At 53.7% G+C, this 21,462-nt stretch carries 13 protein-coding genes; 8 read left to right on the top strand and 5 right to left on the bottom strand.

What is annotated here, in order from left to right; translation table 11 throughout:
• Window positions 1-16: 16 nt before the first annotated feature.
• Both PUT07_RS00945 and PUT07_RS00940 read right to left on the bottom strand, forming a co-directional pair.
• Window positions 17-1,624, bottom strand: a complete 1,608-nt coding sequence (locus PUT07_RS00945) for a response regulator (RefSeq protein WP_274465844.1) — start codon at window positions 1,622-1,624, stop codon at window positions 17-19.
• Window positions 1,599-3,401, bottom strand: coding sequence for a sensor histidine kinase (locus PUT07_RS00940; RefSeq protein WP_274465843.1), 1,803 nt, complete (start codon window positions 3,399-3,401; stop codon window positions 1,599-1,601). The genes PUT07_RS00945 and PUT07_RS00940 overlap by 26 nt, the downstream gene beginning before the upstream one ends.
• Window positions 3,402-3,595: 194 nt before the next feature.
• On the opposite strand from PUT07_RS00940, the gene PUT07_RS00935 reads away from it, so the two are divergent.
• The 8 genes from PUT07_RS00935 to PUT07_RS00900 all read left to right on the top strand — a co-directional run bounded on the left by PUT07_RS00935 (window position 3,596) and on the right by PUT07_RS00900 (window position 18,202).
• Window positions 3,596-5,104 (top strand): extracellular solute-binding protein, encoded by a 1,509-nt coding sequence (locus PUT07_RS00935; RefSeq protein ID WP_274465842.1) that lies wholly within the window; start codon window positions 3,596-3,598, stop codon window positions 5,102-5,104.
• Between the two features lie 178 nt (window positions 5,105-5,282).
• Window positions 5,283-6,236: an ABC transporter permease gene (locus tag PUT07_RS00930; protein ID WP_274465841.1), complete on the top strand. Its 954-nt coding sequence runs from the start codon at window positions 5,283-5,285 to the stop codon at window positions 6,234-6,236.
• Window positions 6,237-6,244: 8 nt separating this feature from the next.
• Window positions 6,245-7,138, top strand: coding sequence for a carbohydrate ABC transporter permease (locus tag PUT07_RS00925; protein ID WP_274465840.1), 894 nt, complete (start codon window positions 6,245-6,247; stop codon window positions 7,136-7,138).
• Window positions 7,139-7,195: 57 nt separating this feature from the next.
• The gene (locus tag PUT07_RS00920; protein WP_274465839.1) at window positions 7,196-8,761 is read left to right on the top strand and encodes an extracellular solute-binding protein; all 1,566 of its coding nucleotides are present in this window, start codon (window positions 7,196-7,198) and stop codon (window positions 8,759-8,761) included.
• Between the two features lie 17 nt (window positions 8,762-8,778).
• Window positions 8,779-10,803 (top strand): Sip1-related alpha-galactosidase, encoded by a 2,025-nt coding sequence (locus PUT07_RS00915; RefSeq protein WP_274465838.1) that lies wholly within the window; start codon window positions 8,779-8,781, stop codon window positions 10,801-10,803.
• Between the two features lie 12 nt (window positions 10,804-10,815).
• Window positions 10,816-17,046 carry a golvesin C-terminal-like domain-containing protein gene (locus PUT07_RS00910; protein ID WP_274465837.1) on the top strand — a complete coding sequence of 2,077 codons (6,231 nt, stop codon included), beginning with the start codon at window positions 10,816-10,818 and terminating at the stop codon, window positions 17,044-17,046.
• Window positions 17,047-17,249: 203 nt separating this feature from the next.
• Window positions 17,250-17,597: an ArsR/SmtB family transcription factor gene (locus PUT07_RS00905; protein WP_274465836.1), complete on the top strand. Its 348-nt coding sequence runs from the start codon at window positions 17,250-17,252 to the stop codon at window positions 17,595-17,597.
• A 95-nt stretch (window positions 17,598-17,692) separates the two neighbouring features.
• A complete protein-coding gene (locus PUT07_RS00900; RefSeq protein WP_379239628.1) occupies window positions 17,693-18,202 on the top strand; it encodes an ArsI/CadI family heavy metal resistance metalloenzyme in 510 nt (169 codons plus the stop codon).
• 35 nt (window positions 18,203-18,237) lie between these two features.
• Here the strand turns inward: PUT07_RS00900 and PUT07_RS00895 are convergent, their stop codons facing one another.
• The 3 genes from PUT07_RS00895 to PUT07_RS00885 are packed head-to-tail and all read right to left on the bottom strand — an operon-like array spanning window position 18,238 to window position 21,406.
• A complete protein-coding gene (locus tag PUT07_RS00895; RefSeq protein WP_274465834.1) occupies window positions 18,238-19,611 on the bottom strand; it encodes a sulfatase-like hydrolase/transferase in 1,374 nt (457 codons plus the stop codon).
• A gap of 18 nt (window positions 19,612-19,629) precedes the next feature.
• Entirely contained in the window at window positions 19,630-20,523 is an 894-nt protein-coding gene (locus tag PUT07_RS00890; RefSeq protein WP_274465833.1) for a carbohydrate ABC transporter permease, read from the bottom strand.
• Window position 20,524: 1 nt separating this feature from the next.
• Window positions 20,525-21,406 (bottom strand): carbohydrate ABC transporter permease, encoded by an 882-nt coding sequence (locus tag PUT07_RS00885; RefSeq protein WP_274467418.1) that lies wholly within the window; start codon window positions 21,404-21,406, stop codon window positions 20,525-20,527.
• Window positions 21,407-21,462: the final 56 nt, after the last annotated feature.

Genomic DNA, 21,462 nt, shown 5'->3' with positions numbered 1-21,462 from the left:
AGGGGAGTTTTCATTTCTATACATGTGTCTTCGTCTTATTCGCATTTTTGTACTCATTCGGCGTCATGCCTGTATGTTTTTTGAAAATGGTGCAAAAGTATGAATAGTTTTGGAAGCCAATCCGTTCCGCCAGCTCGTAATTGCGGTATTGTCCGTCGGTTAAGTAGGTCTTGGCCATCTCGACGCGCTGTTCCACAATATAGTCGATTAAGGATACGCCGACTTCCTTCTTGAACAGATGGCCGAAATAGGAGGGGCTCAGCTGTACGTTGCCGGCGATCAAATCCAACGTCAGCTCCAGATGCAGGTGCTTCTTGATATAGTGGACAGCCGCAGCGATTTCCGGCCGCAGCTCGCGCAGCGAGGAGCGGCTTTTCAGTTGCTCTTTGATATACGCGGTCAGCTCGGCAAGCGCCTCGGTCAAGCTGGCCGAGGAAGCAAACCGGGGCCATGAAGGTTCCTGTGCAGGCAGCGCTGGAAAACGCTGCTCCACGATCGGTTTGAGCTGCTCGAACAAGCAACGGGCCGAGGCCGGATCCGGCTGAAACCGCTGGAGGAGCAGCTTGACCTCTTTGGACCAATCCTCCAGGTCCGGCTGTTCCTGCTTAAGAAGCGCATCCAGCCGCCGGCTGCATTCGGCCCAACGCTCAGCGGGAACCTGTTGAAACAGCAGGGGCCCTCCCGCATCTAATGCCGCAGGCCGGTCCTGGTAGAAGCGCAGAACGGCAAACTTCAACGTATCCGCATACACTTTGCGCAAGCCGGTTAATGATGGAAAGGGACGGCTGTAGCTGGCCGTCAGTCCCATCTGTAAATACGTGCTTAGCGGGGCCGATATCGAGCGGTATACGCGCTGTACACGCGAGTCGTACGGCTCGCTGTTCGCTTCGTCACCTCCAAGCAGGAGAACGAATTGACCGAATTCCAGGGGGAACAATTCGAACGGGCGCTGCTCGGTGTCTCTCAAGGTCTCCCGCACGATCTCAAGCATACTGTATTCGATCAGCGATTTATCTCTGTCCGGGTACCGGGCTGCGTAAGCTTCGAGGCGGTCGGCAGCGCAGATCATCAAGACATGCTCCGGGGATGCCAGATTCATGCCAAGTCTGACGCCCTCCCGAATCAACTCTTCCTGCTTGTTGAACAGGCCGTGCAGCACATCGGAGAAAAATTTGCGGCGCAGCGGATACTGATAGCTGCGCAGCATCTGGGCATGCGATTTCTCGTGCCGGTCGAAGTGCAGATCCCGGTCCAAGTCAAGGCAGGCGCGGTCAAGCGCCTTTTTCATTTCTACCATGCTGACAGGGGCCTTAAGCACGTAGCCGAAGGCTTTATGCAGGATGGCCTGCTGCGCGTAGGTGAAATCCCGGTGCGCGGTCAGCATAATGCTGCGTACGCCGGGATGCTCGGTGTCAAGCCTCCGTAGCAGCTCCATACCGTCCATGACGGGCATGGTGATGTCGATAAGCGCAATATCCGGCTTGAGAACGGCACATAACGCGAGCGCTTCCTCGCCGTTCCCGGCTTCGCCGACAATCTCGCAGCCGCAGGTAGTCCACGGAAAGCTGTCGCGGATATGCTCTCTTGCAGCCGGCTCGTCATCCACGAGCAATACCCTTTTCATTGGAAGCGACCTCCAGTAAAGTAAGATATGACGCATTATTCACGATAGGCAGCGATATAATAATCCGCGTTCCTGCGGTTGCGGTGCTTTCCATGTGGACCGCATAACGTTCCCCGAACATGAGCTGCAGCCGCCGGTGCACATTGACCATGCCGATCCGGTCGGATCGTTCCTTGCCGTCGATCTTGTCACGCAGCTGCTGCAGCTTGGATTCGGACATGCCGACGCCGTCGTCCTCAATCATGAGCTCCCAGCTTGCTCCGTGATCTGAAGCGCCGATGAAGAGAGTGCCAGGCCGCCCGAGCGGAACCAGACCGTGGAATATGGCATTTTCGATAAGCGGTTGTAGAGTGAACTTCGGAAGCAGGCGTTCCAATACGGCCGGATCGATGTCAGATTCATATACGAAAGCGCCCTTATATCTCGCGCTCATCAGCGTAATATAGCTTTCCATCGACCTCAGCTCCTCGCGGAACGTGACCGGGGCGGGGGAGGCGTCCAAGCTGTACTGCAGCTGATCGGTGAGTGCCGAGATGAGCTCGTCGGCCTGCTCGTGCTTGCCCTGCCGGGTCACCATACTGATGGTATTCAGTGTATTATATAGAAAATGCGGCTTGATCTGGGCTTGAAGCGCTTTGAAATCAGCGGCTTTCCGCTGTTCCTCGGTATGGCGCAAATCTTCGATCAAGCCCTTTAGACGCCCGACCATCCGGTTGAAATGGCCGGCCAACAGGCCTAACTCGTCAGCTCGGGTCATATGAATGGAGACATTCAGGTTGCCCTTGCTGACTTCATTCATCGTCGAGGCGATACTGCGGATCGGACGGCTGACAAGCACGGAGATCAGACCGGCGATCCCAAATGACAGCACTAAGGAAAGAATAGCCATCCATACGGTATATTCCAGCAGCTTCTGCAGAGGCTCTAGCAGCGTCTGCTGGTCGAGCACCCACACGACCTGCCATCCGACGAAGTTCGTCCGGCTGCGAGTCAGAAACAGGTTGTGCTGAGCGGCATCCTTAAGCTCCGTTCTCGTCCAGCTGGCATTGAAGCTGGAAGCGGGGAGACTCGTCAGGCTGAAGCTTTTGGTAAATACGGAATATTCGGCATAAGGCGGCTTGGCATAGACGAGATTGTTTCCCGCATCGAGGAGCAGCAGCGAGCCCTGCATACGGGAAGTGCTCTCGGGAATGAGCGCTTCATACAGGCCGGGCAAGTCCAGATCGACCAGCAGCAGCCGGGCGCTTCCTGAACTGTCCTCAATCCGCATCGCAACGGAAACCGTGTAGCCGGAGACCGGTGAGAAGTAAGGGCCGATCCAATAGAGCTCCCCCCGATTCAGAACGGCATTAAGCTTCTGCATCAAAAAATGGCTTTCTGTCAACTTCCAGCCGTTCGGCGTCGTCCCAATCACCGTATGGTCACCAACGATAACATGAATATTACTGGCGCTTGGCATGAAATAAATGAGGTTTTCATTCAGCCATCTGCGCATTTCCGACTCCGTTCCGGTTCGCAGCCGGTTGTCGTTCGCGACGGACAGGAAAAAGCTGCGAATATTTGCGAGATTTAACTGTAAATATTTATCCGATTTCTGGACCATTTGCTCGGCATACTCGGTCTGCGCCGCCTGCAGCGTGTTCGACGAATACCGGTAATAGGAGAAGCCGAGCAATAAAATGATAGCTTCTACCAAAGCGAAGGTGATCACGAACATTTTCGTTGACAGCTTAAAGCGAAGTGAAGATCTTACCCCCAGCATTCGTACCATATCCATGCGACCGTCCTTCCGGCGCTGTTCTCGTTCTATGTTCATTATAAAAGCAAAAAGGCGGTCATGGACAGCGCAAAACCAAAAAAGCGAAATAACAAAACAAATCGTGAAATATGAAAAGCGGGTATCATGGTCTATGGCAGTGAAAGCGTTTATAATTAAAGTATTGCAGCACGAGCGGAAGGAGGATGTATCATATGAGCGGTTCACGGACAACTCTGACAGTTACCGCCTTAGTGCTGGCTTGTGCCTTGCTGCTTGCTTCGTGCAAAGGAATTTACCCGGCAGCTTCATCCCCAGCTGAATCAACCGCGCCGGCGAAGGGGGCTCCTCTTATCGAGGTGCTTGTAGCGGGAAGCGAGCTGCCGGATGCGCAGGACGATGATATTAAACATCAGCTTGACTCGGTGCTGGGCATCGACCTGCATATTCTCCAGTGCCTTGGCGACGCTTGCAGAAATCAACTGAATATCCGGCTTGCCGAAGGCAATCCACCCGATTTATTTTATGTAGACCGCCGTACGCTGACGAAGCTGGTGAAGCAGGACGCGCTTCTGGATTTATCTCCTTACGTGGACTTGCTGAAGCCGGCCATCGATTTTGCCGGAGGCGGGAATCCTACGATAACCCAATATAACGGTAAGCAATATGGGATCGCTCGGAATAATACCGCTTTCCAATATACATACTGGGCTCGCAAGGACTGGTTGGATCGGCTCGGATTGCAGCCCCCGGGGAATCTGGAGGAGCTGAAAACCGTGGCGAAAGCCATGACCGCTGGTGATCCCGACGGTAACGGGATTCAAGATACGTATGGCTTCAGCGGTGCGCCTTATTTGGCGCTAGGCCCCATCTTCGGCGCTTTCGGCACAACCTACCCGGGTCATTTCTACCAGAAAAACGGCGCTTTAATGAACTCGCTCTACGATCCCAACATGAAGCCGGCGATAAGTTATATCCAATCGCTCATTCAGGCAGGAGCCGTAGATCCCGATTTCTTATCGAATATGAAAAATCAGCATGAAATGAAGGCATTTCAAGGTCAGATCGGCCTCTTTTATTACAACTGGCCTAATATTATTAATGACAACAAGGTCAAAGAATGGAAGCCTTACAACCCGGCTGCGGAATGGATTCAGCTGCCGAGCCCATCGGGGCCTGGCGGTACGTATACGGACTTCTACGATCCGGGTGCAACGAACATGCTGGTCATGTCCGGGGCTCTCGCACGAAATCCGGCCAAGCTGGACAAAATCATTAAGCTTATCAACTATGTTTCTTCTCCGGAAGGGAACCGGCTGGTCATGTATGGACTGGAAGGAAAGCATTATGCGATGCGAAACGGCAGCATTACGCCCACCGACAGCATGAGCGACGTCAAGTACGCCTATCTGTACCAACTGACCGGCCGGGATGAAATGGTGTACTTAAGGACGAAGTTTCCCAAGCAGGAGCCTTACTTCACCTATGCCATGAACCAGCCGCGACTGGAGGTGCTCGATTCGTTTATAGACCCTCCTGCGGATTATGTGCCTGACGAAGCGAATCGTTACATAACCGAGGAACTTTACAAATTTATATACGGCAAACGCGATCTAGCGACTTACGACGAATTTCTGCGTACGCTGGAGAATGACTATCACTACAAGCAATACCTGGAGGCTGCGGAGGAGCAGCTGAAGGAGCAGGGATTGCTATCACCCTGATTGCAGCTGTTCGACGCTTGGCTAACTCCATGGTGGAGGGGGCCAAGCGTTTTTTACGTTTTGGCAAGTCGGTGAAATAACAAACATTTTCGCGAGATATTAGATTTTTTTGCAGCCCTGGCTTCGCTACAATGACGATACGTTAAACAAATCGCTGCAGGAAAGGACAGAGGAACCGATGGCATTCACAGCGCAACAAGCGGTATCCGCCGCCGGGGCGAAGACGCGCAGGCAGGCATTCCGCAAGCATATGTCCCATCATAAGTGGCTGTACGTATTTTTGATACCGGGCTTTCTGTATTTGATCATCTTCAAATATATTCCGATGACCGGCATTGTTATCGCCTTTCAGGACTTCAGTCTCGTTCGGGGCATCTGGGGCAGCGACTGGGTCGGGCTTGATAACTTCGAGTACCTGATCCAAGCTCCCGACTTCTACAAGGTACTGCGTAATTCGCTGCTGCTCAGTATGTATCAGATTATTTTCGAATTTCCCGCGCCCATCCTATTGGCTGTGATGCTGAACGAGGTTCGGCATTTGCTGTTCAAGCGGGTATCGCAAACGATTCTATACTTACCTCACTTCATTTCTTGGGTCGTCTTGGCCGGCATGGTCATGAACTTTCTGTCTCCTTCAACGGGCATCGTCAACCAACTTCTGCAAACACTCGGCCATGAGCCCATCCCCTTCCTGCTGAAGGCGGAATATTTTCGGACGATCATCATCTCCGCAGAGGTGTGGAAGGGTGTAGGCTGGGGCACGATCATTTATCTGGCGGCGATGACCGCTATTGATCCGACCTTGTATGAATCGGCCAAAATGGATGGAGCGGGGCGGTTCCAGCAGATCCGCCATATCACGCTGCCGGGGATTACGTCGACCATCGTGGTGCTGCTCATCCTGCAGGTCGGCCACATCCTCGACAACGGCTTCGAGCAGGTGTTCCTGCTGTACAACCCGATGACGTATGACGTAGCCGATGTCTTTGAAACGTATACGTACCGGGTTGGACTTATCGACGGACGTCTGTCTTTCGCCGCTGCCGTCGGATTATTCAAAGCTTTGGTCGGCTTAGTGCTGATCCTGCTGGCGAACCGGCTTGCGCGCGTATTCGGAAAACAAATCTGGTAGGTGACTAGATGAAACTTATGAAGCTAACCAAAGTGAAGCTTGAGGTATTTGATTGGATCAACTATGTGCTGCTCACGCTCGTATGTCTGGCGATGCTGTATCCGTTCGTCAATGTGCTTGCCGTCTCATTCAGCTCCTATGCCGCTTACGTGGATAATCCGATGATGATATGGCCGCAGGATTTCGAAATAAGCGCTTATAGGGAGATCATGTCGCATCGCATCTTATGGGTGAGCTATAGGAATACGATTCTGGTAACCGTATGCGGTGTGTCGCTTGGCCTCTTTCTCTACATCATAACGGCCTATCCGCTTTCCAAGAAGGTGTTAAAGGGCAGGAAAATATTCATGCTGCTTATCGTATTTACGATGTTGTTCAGCGGGGGGCTTATTCCGAACTACTACTTGATGCGTTCCCTCGGCCTGCTGGACTCGCTCGCGGCACTGGTGCTGCCATCCTTATTTTCCGGTTTCAGCCTCATTCTGATGAAAAATTTCTACGAAAGTCTGCCCGAGGAGCTGGAGGAAGCGGCGCGCATCGACGGCGCTTCGGACCCTTACATCTTGTTTCGCATCATCGTTCCGTTATCGACGCCGATCATCGCGACGCTTGCGCTGTTTGCCGCCGTCGGTTACTGGAACAACTTCTTTAACGGCGTGATCTATATCCGCAGCGTTGAGAAATGGCCGCTTATGCTGTTTCTTCGCGAAATTATCGAAGGGGCCGGCATGAAAGAGATTGCCACCGGCGGTAATGCAGCCGAAACCGGCGGCGAACAGGCGACGACGGAGACGCTGAAGTATGCCACGCTAACTATCGTGATGGTTCCGATTCTGCTCGTGTATCCGTTCATTCAGCGTTACTTTGTCAAAGGCATTATGCTCGGCTCGGTCAAAGGATAGTGGTAGGGGCAACCCTTGCTATAGCTTTATCAACCAAATATGTGGGAGGAACGATCTATGATGGCGAACAAGAGGGGTATGTTAGCGGTATTGGCAGCGGCGGTCCTGCTGACTAGTGCGGCCTGCGGAAGCAATGAAGCCGCTACGGGGACACCGGCAAGCAGTGGAGGAGAGGCGACAAGCGGGCAGGGCTCCTCGCAGCCTGTGCCTCTGAAGATCATGGCCAACTATGACCAGGCGGATCTGTCGGCAACCGATAAGAAGATGGTCGAGCTGCTGGAGAAAAAGACGAATACGAAGGTGACCTTCGAGATTCCCCCGCTTACGGGATATAAGGAACGCCTTCAGTTAATGCTGGCTTCGGGCGAATATCCGGATATCGTGTTCTTCCCGGCAACGAACGATCCGAGCTTCCTGAATGCGATGAAGGACGGCATCTTGCTGCCGGTGAACGATTACGTGAAGAATGCGGCCAACCTGCAGAAATACACGTACCAGACTTCTTGGGACGCGCTTAAAGTGAAGCAGGACAACAACATTTACGGAATCCCGAGAACGTCGGTGAACCGGAATGATATGTTTTGGGTACGCAAGGATTGGCTGAAGAACGTCGGCGTGACGATTCCGGATAATTCGGAGGTCACAATCGACCAGTTCACCGATATTTTGCGGAAATTTACGAAGGAGGATCCGGATAAAAACGGCAAAAACGATACGTACGGATTAGCGGTTAACGTGAATGCGCGCAAAGTGCTGGATCCCGTACTCACAGGTCCGTTCGGCTTGACCGGCTGGCAGCCGACCACAGGCGGCTCGTATGCTTATATGGATCCTACCTATGACACGAATAGCGACGCTTACAAAAAAGCGCTAGCCTACAGCAATCAGCTGTATAAAGAAGGCCTTCTCGATCCGGATGCAGCCACCAACGACGGGACCAAGGCGAGAGAGCGATTCTGGAAGGGTATGACAGGGGTCTACTTAGGCTTCGCCGGTCATTACAATTGGCATACGGACGAGATGCGCAAGCAGAACCCGAATGTCGAGCTGACTTATCTTTTTGTGAAAAATGAGCAGGGCAAGGTCCAAGGCGGGGGCTATGCGACGGGCCTATGGGGCTTCTGGGCGATCACCAAGGCTGCGAAGAACCCGCAGAAGGCTGCTGAGTTTCTCGATGCGTTCCTTGCCGATGATGTATGGCCAACGGTGAGCAACGGCTTTGAGGGCTCCGATTACAAGCTGGAGAACGGGAACAAGGTGGCGATTCCGAATCCGCCGACAAGCTTTGTTCGCCGCAATACGATGCGCCGTGCGAACGATACCGACTTTTTCATTACGGTGGGTACGGAGAAGAACGTGGTTGACTTAATTACTCCATGGCTGAAGAAATCCGTAGAAACCGTTGCGAACGGCAAGGATCTCGGCTTCGTGCCCGAAGCGGCCAAGAAGCCATCGCTGATGGATTATCAGAAAGTATGGGATCAGACGGTGATGAAAATCATCCTGGGCGAAGCGCCTGTCAGCAAATTCGATGAGCTGCTGGCGGGGTGGTATAAAGCAGGCGGCGAGGATTATATGAAGCAAATGAATGAATTTATTAAAAAGATGGAGAGCGCGAAGTGACGGAGGAGCGATATTCGATGGAAAGCGTAGAGATGAAGCATGACCGTAATAGGAAACGATTCGTACAAACGGTGGCGGGCGAAGCCAACCTTCTATCCGCCGGGGAAGGACACTATGCACCCGACGAGCGAGGCATCATCTACAGCTGTGAGCTTGAGCTTCCGGCTTTCGAGGTTGCGAGCTACTTCGCTCCTTTTCAGAAATACGACCCGATTCCCGGACATTCGCAAGCGTGGCCGGATGGCTGCAACCGGATACAGCCGTTAGCCATCCATGATTTCGAAGCGCTCGCTCCGGGAGGCCATTTTCTGCTGCTGAAGCTGAACGCAGGCGGATATATGGCTTTGCTGGCGGCAGTCGGACCACGTACCTTCGGATGGTTCGCCGGGGATGCCGGCTCCTTGATGCTGAACGTGAGCACGTTCGGTACACAGGCCGTTCAAGAGGACGTCCCTTTGCTTGCGCGGGCCGTCAATGCCGATCCTTATACAGCTTGCCGGGAAGTATGGGAAACCGCTATCAAGGATGAACGTATCGGCGGCACGACCAGGCTGCGGGAGCAGAAGCGGTATCCGGAGCCCTTCCGTTACTTGGGCTGGTGCAGCTGGGAAGAGTACAAATTCGATATCAATGAAGCGATGCTGCTTCAAGCCGCCGATCGAATAGAGGCATCGGGACTGCCGATCCGGTATATGCTTGTCGACGACGGTCACTTGCATGCCGACGCCAGACGCAGATTGATCAGCTTCAGGCCGGATGCCGCCAAGTTTCCGGACGGCTGGGCGGCGCTTACGGCCCGGCGCAGCGAGACGCGAATCCAATGGATGGGACTTTGGCTTAACTTCAACGGCTATTGGGGTGGCGTTGCGCCCGACAACGAGTTCGGCGGGCTGAACCGCCACTTGGAGCCTGTCCCGGGCGAACGGCTTCAGCCGAAGAATTCCTTCACGGATTCTTTTGCCTTCTACGACAGCATGATCCGTGCGGTACGCGAGGCCGGCTTCGATTTCGTGAAGGTTGATAATCAAGCGCAAAATGTCAAGCTGAACACGGGAACGGATAACGGAGCCGAACGCGCTGCACATAACGCTCAAGGCTTGGAAGCGGCATGCGCCAGGCACCTGGACGGTCTGATCAATTGTATGGCGCATAACGCCGTATGTGCGTTCAATACCAGAATCAGCGCGGTCACCCGCTGCAGTGAGGATTATGCCGTAGGCGATCAGGGGCGGGCGAGACGGCACTTGCACAATTCCTACGGCAACATCCCGTGGATCGGGCAGACCGTATGGGGCGACCATGATATGTTCCATTCGAATGACGAGGAAAGCGGCCAAATCATGGCGATCTCGAAGGCGATGTCGGGAGGCCCGATTTACTTATCCGACAATCCGTCCGATTTCAATAAGGCGAACATTATGCCGCTCTGCTATGCCGACGGCGAGCTGCTGAGGCCGCTAGCACCGGCTGCTCCGATCAAGAATTGTTTGTTCCTCAATCCGCTGGAAGGAGACCCGTATGTGGTCATCGCTCCGCTGGCGGGAGCAGCAGCCGCTCTCGTGGTCTATAACCTGACCGAACCGGCCGTACCTGTTCGCGGTGTTATACGGGCAAGTGATTACGCCGATGCCGGTTCGATGTTGCAGAATGGAGATACTGTATGGTCCCTGCCTCCCGAAGGGCTTGTTCTCTATGATTGGCAGAAGCAGTGTGCTGGGAAGCTGACGCAGGAGCATCATTTCGAGCTCGGCGGGTATGGGAATCATCTCTATCTGATAACCCCTGTCCAGCAGGGGTGGTCGGCGATCGGCCGGATTGACAAGTATTTGTCGCCGGCGGCTGTCGAGCTCTTGGATGCCACCCCCTTGGAAATGGTGGTCAGGCTGAAGGAGAACGGCCCCTTCGCGGTTTGGCATGAGCAGGGCGGTACTCTGAAAGCAGAGGGCTGGAAGGCGGGAACCGAGGACGGCCATCTCTGGCTTCTGGAGCCTGAGGAAGCAACAGTAAACCGGGTGGTTCGGATTCATCGCGTGACATCATAAGGAGGATGCCTTGTGGAACGAAAAATGCTTATGGCCCGCACAGCGCTGTTGTTGTCCATACTCTTATTCTTCACATCGTTAGCGGGGGGCGGTTTGGCCCCCTCTACGGCGAAAGCCGCCGCTGCTTCGGCTGAGCTATTGATTATCGATAATGGAGAGCCCGGATATGCGGAGAATCCCGCATGGTCGGCGAGCAGCATTAAGGGCTACAACGGTACCTCGACCCGGGTCACCGGAGGGGTCGGCAATACGGCTTCTTGGACGCCGAACAGCGGAGTGTTGGAGGGACGCTACAAAGTATCCATTTACAAAGTAAAGCGCCCGACAGCCTCCGACGATCCGAACGTGCGGATCGATATCGTGCACGGCGGTGTAACCGATACCAAGCAGCTGGATTTTACGCAAGGGGTATCCGAATGGGTGGAGCTTGGTACATATGCCTTCGCAGGCTCGGGAAGCGAATTGGTGAGAATGACCAAAACCTCCGCCATACCGGGTACGTTCGTTCATGCGGATGCCGTGAAATTCGAACGGGCCGCAGACAGCAGCGACGCATCGTTGAGAGGGCTCAGCATCGATGGCGGCGGCAGCTTGTCTCCGGTATTCTCGCCGACTGTGACGGCTTACACGTACACCGCTGCTCCTGAAACATCCTCGATCACCGTCACAGCGACGGTCTACGATCCTCAGTCATCCCTGAAGATTAATGGAGTTCAGGCAGCAAGCGGCGTACCGTCTCCAGCACTTTCTTTGGCGCCGGGGGACACAGTAATTTCCATAACGGTGACGGCAGGAGACGGGACAACGGTTCGCGATTATACGATTACCGTAACACGGCCTTTCGCCGCAGATCCTTCGCTTAGCAGCTTGTCGCTTCAAGCGGGCACCTTGTCTCCAGCCTTCCGTCCGGACATGACGGATTATTCGGCGGAGGTCGATCTGCAAACGTCTGCCATTAAGGTGAATGCGGCACCGCTGGACACTGACGCGGTTGTGCGTGTGAATGGGGAAGTCGTTGCCGGCGGTCATGATTCTCCTGCCATACCGCTTGTTGTGGGCATGAACGAGATCACCGTGGAGGTGACGGCGCGGGACGGCATGACGACTAGAACTTACCATTTGCATATCACAAGAAAGAACGTCAACACGATCATCATCGATTATGCCGATGGCGGCTACGTGGAAACAGGGAGTTGGACGACCTCCAATACGGTCAAAGGGTATAACCTAACCAGTACCCGCTATACGGCAACTGCAGGTGCGACGATTACGTGGAAGCCTAACATCACCGCCGGCGAGGCTGCCGTTTCATTCTATAAAGTGAACTGGCCGAGCAGCGCGGATTCGCGGGTTATGCTTGAGATTGTGCATGACGGCTTGACGGAAACCCGTTATGTCGATCTGACGCCAGCCGGAGAAGGCTGGGTGGATTTGGGAACCTATGCTTTTGCCGGTACGGGTAACGAATATGTACGCTTGACCCGTATCACCTCCAGTCCGACTACGATATACACGCGCGCGGACGCGGTGAAATTCGAAGGGACCGTGGAACGTAAACCCGATCCCTTGGGGCCGATCCGCAGCAGGGAGCTTCCCAATCTGCATTATACGGAAAAGGGCTCCATTCAGAACGCCGGCTATAAGGTCACCTTCTATGAAGCCGCATGGGACGGGGGCAGCACGATCGTCCGGGACATCTCACGACGCGTGAACGGCGTATGGTCCGCCGTCTATGCCGAGAATGAACGGCTTGAAGAGCAGTGGGTCCTTCTGAACGGCTCCGCGGGCGATAGGGCCAATTATTACGACACAATGCCATACGATTGGCTCACTTTTGACGGTTTCGAGCTGCAGGACGATAAGACTGTCATCTTGACGGATTCGAGTCGTCCCGACCGGTATGATTTCCAGGTGACCTGGTCGCTGGCGGCGGAACGGCCGATCCTGTCGTATGCTTTCACTCCGCGGACGGACGGGAATTACGTGATCGGCTACCAGAGCTTCACCACGGAGCGTAGGGCTGATGTCACCGAGGTTCTGAGCGGAGCGCGCAACCGTGCGAAAATGACCGGCACCGTGGAGTCGACAGGCCTCTGGGAGCTTACGGCTCCGATGAGTCTGGTCGAGAAGCCGGATGCCTCGGGCAGCCCCTTCACCTATGGGCTATTCATTCCTGCGAAGCAGCTGCCGCTGCAGTTCGAGCCTACGGGAACGGCTAACAATCAAAGGCTCGGCATGAGCTTGATCAATAATGAAGGAGATGTGCAGCCGATTCTCTATGCTCCCCAGTACGGGACTTATTCGGCCATGACGGCCGGCAGCACTTACCGGTTCGACATAGGACTGTATGCAGAGCCGGGGAAAACGATTTATGACGCCTACTCCGATATTTTGCGAAGCGAATACGACTATTCGGCGTATCGCGAGAATGTCGGCTCCGGTTCGCTTAACGATGCCATGTACAATATGATCGAGCTGTTGAAAATTGAGCCGCAAGGAGACGATTCCGTAGATTACGTGCCGTCGCAAAGCGGCTGGTGGAACCGGGCAAAAGGCTTCGTCGATATTGAAAATCAAGATGCCATACGCACGGCCGCCAGCTCCGTTCTGCTTGGAGCCTACTATTTAACCGGTGACGATCAATTGTATGAGACTCGCGCGCTTCCGATGCTGGAGCATGGGGTATCGCGCAACGAACGCGGCTGGTCGCCGAAGGGGGCTCCCGTTTACGGAGATCCGTCGCTGTGGAAGATGGCGGCGGTACCGTTCGACGTCTCGACGATATCCTCGTTCTACGACATGACGCGGGGACAGAATGCAGGTCTGCATGCCCTTGGACTTGAGGAATATCGCTTCCGCAACCCGGACCAGTTCGTTCGGGGCCCGGTCATTCAACCGTTAATGACCTACCGGATGACGGGAGACAGCCGGTATTTACAGGAAGCGACCGCAGCCGCTGATGCGTATATCGCAAGCGATATCGATACGCCAAGCACCGCGATACCGGACCGGAACAGCTTCTTCTACAGTTACGGCAAGCTGTGGGTTGAGATTCTGGAGCTGTATGAAGAGACGAAGGATCCCAAATATTTGGCGGCGGCGCATAAGGAAGCGAAACGGTACGCCTCGATCTTCGTGGCCCGTCCTGTGCCGGGAGGGCAGATTACGATTCCTCAGCCATCGCCGTTCCGCTATGACCTTGCATTCCGCTGGTCGCCGGAATCTATGTATCCCTACACGCGGACGCGCCTTCCGGAGGATGAACCGGGAGCATCCATGCAGGTGGACAGCTGGGTCGTATCGCCGACCGGGATGACCTTCGAGGCGGGGAACACCTCGGCAGCATACCGGATGAACGCCCAGGAAGCTCCCTTCATGCTGAGACTGGCTTCATATACCGGGGATGAGCTGCTAAGAGATATTGCGCATAACGCCGTCATCGGCCGTTATACGAACTATCCCGGCTATTATTACCGCGGATTCATCCAGAGCCAGCAGGAGCCGGACTTCCCTCTGCTCGGGCCGATAGCCGGAACATCGTTGTACTACCATCATGCGCCTGCACAGTTAGGTCAGACGATGGATTATCTCGTTACGGAGCAGATGGCCAAATCGAACGGAAGCATCGCGTTTCCATCCGTCTTCGAAACTGATTTCTTGTGGTTTAAATATCATGTCTACGGCAGTAAGCCCGGCACCTTCTACGGGAATTCGGATGTATGGCTGTGGATGCCCAAAGGGATTATCTCGACCGACAACAAGCAGTTGAACTGGATGACGGGGGAGAGCGGGAACCGCTTCTACATCGGATTGTCCAACGAATCCCATCAGGCGCAGCAAGCGACCATCGATCTGAATGAGCAGCTGATCGGGTTCGATCCGAGCCTCACCTACCCGGTTACGATTATCCGCGATAACGGACAGCCGGAGTCGGCCGTAATGACCGGAGGACAGCTGCAGACGAGCGTCTCGGCTCAAGGGTTGACTGTGATTATCATTGATGGCATGAATATCGACGTTCCTTTGCACCGGCTGCCTGAACAGCAGGATACCTCGGACAAAAGCTACTTTTTCGATACGTACAGTCCGATCGATGCCGTTAAGGGCATGCTGCTGTTGAAGCCGGATGGAACTTCTTACAATGCATATATCCAGGCCAAAACAACCAAGTCCGCAACCTTGCACTATTCCCTGAACGGGGGCGCAAGCTTCACGGCGCTGCCGGATACGATATATCCGATGGAGTGGTCCATCCCTGTGGGGGATCCGTCGCAGCCGTTTACTTATTATGTGGAGTCAGAGGGCAAACAGACCCAGAAGAGAACATTGTATTTCCCGAATCACGTCGCAACGCCTCCCGCCCAGCCTGCACCTGAGGCCGAGCGGCCAGAAATTGTCGTGGACAATATGGATGCGGAGACGGAAGGCAGCTGGGCAAGGGCAACGGCGGCCAACGGATACTACTACAGCAACTACGTAACAGCCAAGACGACCTCCGGAGAGCCGACAAGCCGTATCCGCTTTAAACCCGACTTGCCGGAGACGGGGCTTTACGAAGTGTATTACAAGCTCCCGGCAGGCCGCTCCGAGTGGGCGTCGGATGCAGCCCTGACGGTTCACTATGACGGTGGAGAGCATACCTATACCGTCAATGAGAAAAACGCAAACGGCGAGTGGCAGCTGCTCGGCACGCATCGCTTCGCCGCAGGAGTCAGCGGCGATGTAGAGCTGACGAACCGTGCCGTCTCAGGCGCCAGCATAGCCGCGGACGCGGTCATGTGGGTACCCGAAAGCTATACGCCGACATGGGAATCTGTAACGCTTACGGCTGACACAAGTGTGCTGATGCGCACGCAAACCGCTCAACTCCGGGTATCTGGCGTGTGGGACACCGGCGTACCGGCTGACCTTACGGATGCGACAATTGTCTACAGCGTTGACCGTCCTGACCTTGTGTCCGTTAATGAGGCCGGTCAGGTGACACTTCTCGGATTGGACGATTCGACGGAGAAGATTACTATAACCGCCAGCGTCACCATCGGCAGTGAAACCAAATCGTCCTTACCGCTGGAGCTGCAGATCCGGAAGCTCTCCGTCGTAGTTGACAGCACAGATCCTGTCCATTATACGGAGACGGGAACCTGGAAGCAGAGCGGGCTCGCAGGCTACAATCCGAATGTCCGGTCCAGATATACGGAAATGCAAGGGGCAACTGCGACCTGGCAACCGATGCTGCCGGCCTCTAAATTTAACGTATCTTTCTATAACATCGTGCGCAGTCCGGGAGCGGATCCGTCCGTTCAGATCGAGATTAAGCATGCGGCAGGAACAGAAGTACGAATGCTGAACGCTTCGGTAGGCGCTTCCGGCTGGGTTGAGCTCGGCACATATGATTTCACAGGGGATGGCACGGAGTATGTCCGAATGACGCGGTTGACCGCAACCTCGAACCCGCCTGCCTTCGAGGTGTACACTCGGGCAGATGCCGTGAAATTCGATGAAGTTGAAGATGCGGAGATCGCAGTGACAGGCCTGCAAGTTTCGCCTGCTGCCGTTCTCATGAATCCGCATCTGGCTAAGGAGCTGCAGCTTACTGCGCAGGTGCTGCCTGCAGACGCGACCGATTCTTCGGTTCGATGGAGCACGAACGATCCAACCGTTGCGGCTGTGGAGCCGAACGGAACGGTGATTCCGGTCGAGGATGGCAGCGTAACGATTACGGCGGTGACAACGGATGGAGGCTTCAGGGCCTCCTCCGAGGTTACCGTGGACGGCAAGCCTCCGGTCATACGCTTAGCCACTTCCGATCGATTCCCCCAATCGGAAGGTTGGACCGGCGAGGTGATCGTGGAGGATTCCGGAAGCGGCATAGCTCGTACCGAATACCAGATCGATGGCAGACTTGTTGAACAACCGGCAATCGCACCGTTTTCAGCGCAGGCAGGCACTCACAAGCTCACCATAACAGCTGAAGACAAAGCGGGGAACGTTGCTACCAGCCTTTATCAGATTGAGGTTACGGTCAGTAGGGAAGACCTTCAAGCGCTGCTGCGGCATGGTTTCGAAGCAGGAGCTATTACGAATGAGGGGGTCTATCGAAGCCTCACGGCGAAGCTAATGCCAGGAGCTAATGGATGGAAGGCGCTTGAGAACGAGGTGAAGGCTCAGAAAGGCCAGCACATTCAGGACGATTTCGCTGCAATTGTATTAGGCGATATCGCTTATCTACAGGACCTGGAGTAACAGTGTTATTGCGGCTGCCGGCTAATCGGCAGCCTCTTGATATGGGGCGGAAAAGTTTAATCAACATTTTTTGATTAAGTGATTGACCGCTTATGAAAATGATGGTAAATTGATATCGTGCATTAAATCAAAAAAAATTGATTATTAGTTAAGGAGGTGCTAAAATGAACGGAGAGCCAGAATTTCTTAAGAAGGTGTAGACCATGATCAGAGAAATACCGATTACATCAGGAACTGAGCCACTTGTATCCTTGAAAGAGTATGAAGCCAAATTCAAAGCGCTTGCCGATGAGAAGCGATTACAAATCATGTATGAGCTTACTCAGCGTGGTAATACCTGTGTGTGTGATCTCACTGAAATTGTCAATATGCCGCAATCCAAACTATCTTATCATTTGAAAATTTTGTTGGATGCGGGGATGATTACAAAGGAAACACGGGGTACTTGGAGTTACTACGAAATAAATCAAAATGAAGTAAGCCGAATACTTTCTGAGCAATTGTGCTGTATTTTTAAGCCTGCTCGGAAGAGTGGCAGTGATTGCTGCTAAATTTTTTTTGGTTTTTAAATCAAATTTTCTTGATTTATGAGCGAGGAGAAAGTCCGAATCTATTAAAAACCGTAGAAAGAAGGTAAATGATCATGATCCAAAGAATGCATGTGGCGGTAAACTGCAGTAACCTAGAGAAATCACTCGAATTTTATAAAGCCTTTTTCGGAGAAGAACCAACCAAAGTGAAAGAGAATTATGCCAAATTCGAGCTTACTGAACCCGCGCTTCATTTCTCCTTAAACGTTCGTCCCTTTGAGAAAAAAGGAGTGCTTAATCATCTGGGCTTCCAAGTGAGTGACACTGCAGAAGTACTGGCCATAGGGGATCGCCTCCGCCAGAGCGGGCTGCTTTTAATTGATGAAATGAATACAACTTGCTGTTATGCCGTTCAGGACAAAGTCTGGGTATACGACCCTGACGGTAATGCGTGGGAAATTTTCCATACGAAACAAGACTCCGAATTCGAGAGTGCCGATGAATCACGAGACATATCCCTATGTTGTACGCCGATTGAGGCGAACAAGGAGAAGGAAGCATGCTGTACACCTGCAGCCGGTCCCCAAGTAATTGAAATGGGTTCATTAAAGAGAAACCCTAACTGACGGAATCCCATCCAGTTAGGGTAAGGCCACCGCCTCTATTCATAAATCTCAGTCTTCGATACTTTCAGCTGCCCCGAGACCTGGGCAGGAAGCGCATGAATCGTAGGCGCGGATTCACCGGCGGTGACCATTCGCTTGATGAGCAGCTCGCGCAAATGCACCCGCACTTCCTCGTGCGATTGTTTATCGACGAGGTTGTTCAGCTCATAAGGATCCGCCTCCAGGTCGTACAGGTAGGATTCGACATAGTCGGAGGCTCCGCTGTCGCGAATCGGATCCCCAGCCGGCGCCGTCACGGCATATTTCCAGCGCCGGGTACGGATCGCCCGCCCGATCTCGGATTCGCTGATCTGTACGAAGACCTCCTGCTGCCAAGCGGCACCCCCGCGGTTGCCGCCAATCAGCGGCAGGATGGAGCGTCCCTGCATGTGATCCGGAACATCGATTCCGGCAGCATCAAGCAGTGTCGGCGGCAGATCAATCAGGCTGACCAGCTCGCGCAGGGTGCCGCCGCCGTTAAAGCCGGGACCGCTGAACGCCAGCGGTACCCGGATGGAGCTTTCGTGGCAGGAACGCTTATATTCTTCGTTGCGCGTTTTGAAATGGCAGCCATGGTCGGAGGTAAATGCCATAACCGTATTCTCCGTCAGACCGAGGCTCTTCAGTGCGTCGTTCAACCGTCCCAGCGCCTCGTCGAGCCTCTTGACCATGCCGTAGTATCCGTCCAGATGCTGATGAGCCGTTCCGCTGAGCGCGGCGAGGTCCGGCGGTACGTAGCGGGACGAGTATCTTCCACGGTATACGTCAGGTGAAGGGTAATCGTCGCGATGATTTTGATGGTGCGGCTCCAGAAACGAGAGAAACAGATAAAACGGCTTGTCGGCATGCCGGCGGTCCGCAAGATAACGGATGGCGGCATCCGTTAAAGCGTCTACGCGATAGCCGGGCAGCTCGACAGGCTCGTTGTTCTCATTATAGAGCATGGTCCGGTAGGCATCGGACGTATGCTCAAGGGCGTCTGCAGCAAGCCAGTACTCATAGCCGCCTCTTTTCTCGACAGGCACCGGGTTGGTACGAGTACCTGCCAGGTGCCATTTGCCGATATAGGCCGTATCATAACCGGCTTCTCGGAAATAGTGGGCAACGGTCCGGGTACCTTCCGGAAGCGGGATGCGGTTCGTGAAGCAGCCGGATTCCGTCGGGTAAAGTCCGGTTTGCAAGCAGGAGCGGGACGGTCCGCAGACCGGCTGACTGGTGAAGGTGTAGGCGGCATGCGTGCCGTACGCCGCCATCCGGTCATAATTCGGCGTCAGCTCCAGCGGGTTGCCATGAGCGCCGGTCGTATCCCAGCGCTGCTGATCGGTGAAAAATACGATAACATTAGGCCGCTTCTCTGCGGAATGATTCATGAGTAAGTACCTCCCCCATTATCCTTTGATACCCGTCGTGGCGATACCTTCCACAAAGTACTTTTGCGAGAAGAAGAACACCAACACCGGCGGCAAAATCGCCAACACAGCCATCGCCATAATCTGGTTCCACTCAATCGCACCGCCAGTCGAATCGATGGTCATGCGCAGCGCCAAGGAGATCGGGAACTTTTTCACACTGTTAATGAAAATAAGCGGGTTGAAGAAATCGTTCCAGGTCCAAATGAATTGGAAGATAGCAGCTGAAAGCATGGCCGGCATACATAACGGCAGGAGGATGCGGAACAGAATGGTCGGTGGACTGCAGCCGTCCATCACCGCAGATTCGTCGAGCTCCTTGGGAAGTCCCCGGAAAAATTGGACCATCATGAAGATAAAAAATGGAAAGCAGCCGAACGCGGCAGGCACGATGAAAGGCAGGTAGCTGTCCAGCCATCCCATATTGCGAAAAATGAGATACCGCGGAATGATAATGACCGTATGCGGCAGCATCAAGGTAGAGATCATCAGTACAAACAACAGGTTGCGAAGCGGAAATTTGAATCGTGCAAAGCCATAAGCGACCAGGACACTGGATAGCACGGTGAGAATGACCGTAGGAATCACCAGCACGAAGGTATTATAGAAAAACGTTGTATAGGTGTACTGGCCTGTACCCGCCCACCCCTTCACATAAGAATCCCATACGAATTGACTGGGCCATAGCCTGAGCGTACCGAATAAGTCGGCGTTCGTCTTAAAGGAGCTCAAGAACAGCCAAATCAGAGGATAGATCATCAGCCAGCCAAGAAGCAGCAGAGCCATGTGTTTGATCACATTGCGCAGCATGGCGCTTTGCGCTCTGGAGGCCGCACTTCGCGGTCGAGCCACAGTTGTTGTTGGATTCGGCATCTTATTTACCTCCGTCTTCATAATGGACCCATGATCTTGCCGAGCGGAAGATGAAGAGGGTCAGGATAAGAATCATGGCGAACAAGAACCAGGAAAGGGAGGAAGCGTATCCCATTTTCATATTCTGGAATGCCTCGTCGTAGATTTTCAAACCGAATAAATATGTCGATTTCACCGGTCCTCCGTTGGTTACGACGAATGCCGCAGTGAACTCCTGAAGAGCATTGATGGTCTGCATGACCAGATTGAAGAAAATAATCGGCGTGAGCAGCGGGATGGTAATCGTCCAGAGCATACGCACACGGCCGGCACCGTCAACCATGGCAGCTTCGTACAGCTCCGATGGAATTTGTTTGAGCCCTGCCAGGAAGAGAACCATGGATGAGCCGAATTGCCATACCACGAGCATACTGATGGTCCCGAGAGCCACATGCGGGCTTCCCAGCCAGTTAACGGGCGGAATATGGAGAAAGGACAAGGCTTGATTCACGACCCCCTCCTTCATAAACAGAAATCGCCATAGAATGGAGATCGCAACGCTGCCGCCAAGGATGGAGGGCAAATAATAGACTGTCCGGTACCAATTAACCGATCTCCCTTTGATATTCAGAATCAAAGCAATGAGCAGGGCGAAAGCCAGCTTAGCGGGAACCGCAATCAGCGCATATATAATCGTGACCTTAATGGAGGGGAAGAAATCTTTATCGACCGTCAACATTCTCACGTAATTATCCAATCCAATGAACTTGCCTGGCTTTACAAGCGTGGAATCTGTGAATGAGTAATAAAACGATAAGAGCAGCGGATAGAGCTGAAACCAGAAAAATCCAATCACCCAAGGCGATACGAATAACAGGCCCCAAAGGACGTTGCGCAGGCGCATGCTTTTCAAGTCAGATGTTCCTTTCCATATACGGGCTATGTGTTAAGAAGGGTGCT

The organism is Paenibacillus sp. MAHUQ-63 (genome assembly GCF_028765165.1).
GTDB lineage: Bacteria > Bacillota > Bacilli > Paenibacillales > NBRC-103111 > Paenibacillus_E.
The sequence above is the reverse complement of the archived record's forward strand: the minus strand, read 5'-3'. Positions and strand labels throughout refer to the sequence as shown.

Excerpts from the sequence above, each read along its gene's own strand:
- PUT07_RS00945 (WP_274465844.1), bottom strand. The coding sequence starts at position 1,624 with ATGAAAAGGGTATTGCTCGTGGATGACGAGCCGGCTGCAAGAGAGCAT.
- PUT07_RS00940 (WP_274465843.1), bottom strand. The coding sequence starts at position 3,401 with ATGGATATGGTACGAATGCTGGGGGTAAGATCTTCACTTCGCTTTAAG.
- PUT07_RS00935 (WP_274465842.1), top strand. The coding sequence starts at position 3,596 with ATGAGCGGTTCACGGACAACTCTGACAGTTACCGCCTTAGTGCTGGCT.
- PUT07_RS00930 (WP_274465841.1), top strand. The coding sequence starts at position 5,283 with ATGGCATTCACAGCGCAACAAGCGGTATCCGCCGCCGGGGCGAAGACG.
- PUT07_RS00925 (WP_274465840.1), top strand. The coding sequence starts at position 6,245 with ATGAAACTTATGAAGCTAACCAAAGTGAAGCTTGAGGTATTTGATTGG.
- PUT07_RS00920 (WP_274465839.1), top strand. The coding sequence starts at position 7,196 with ATGATGGCGAACAAGAGGGGTATGTTAGCGGTATTGGCAGCGGCGGTC.
- PUT07_RS00915 (WP_274465838.1), top strand. The coding sequence starts at position 8,779 with ATGGAAAGCGTAGAGATGAAGCATGACCGTAATAGGAAACGATTCGTA.
- PUT07_RS00905 (WP_274465836.1), top strand. The coding sequence starts at position 17,250 with ATGATCAGAGAAATACCGATTACATCAGGAACTGAGCCACTTGTATCC.
- PUT07_RS00895 (WP_274465834.1), bottom strand. The coding sequence starts at position 19,611 with ATGAATCATTCCGCAGAGAAGCGGCCTAATGTTATCGTATTTTTCACC.
- PUT07_RS00890 (WP_274465833.1), bottom strand. The coding sequence starts at position 20,523 with ATGCCGAATCCAACAACAACTGTGGCTCGACCGCGAAGTGCGGCCTCC.
- PUT07_RS00885 (WP_274467418.1), bottom strand. The coding sequence starts at position 21,406 with ATGCGCCTGCGCAACGTCCTTTGGGGCCTGTTATTCGTATCGCCTTGG.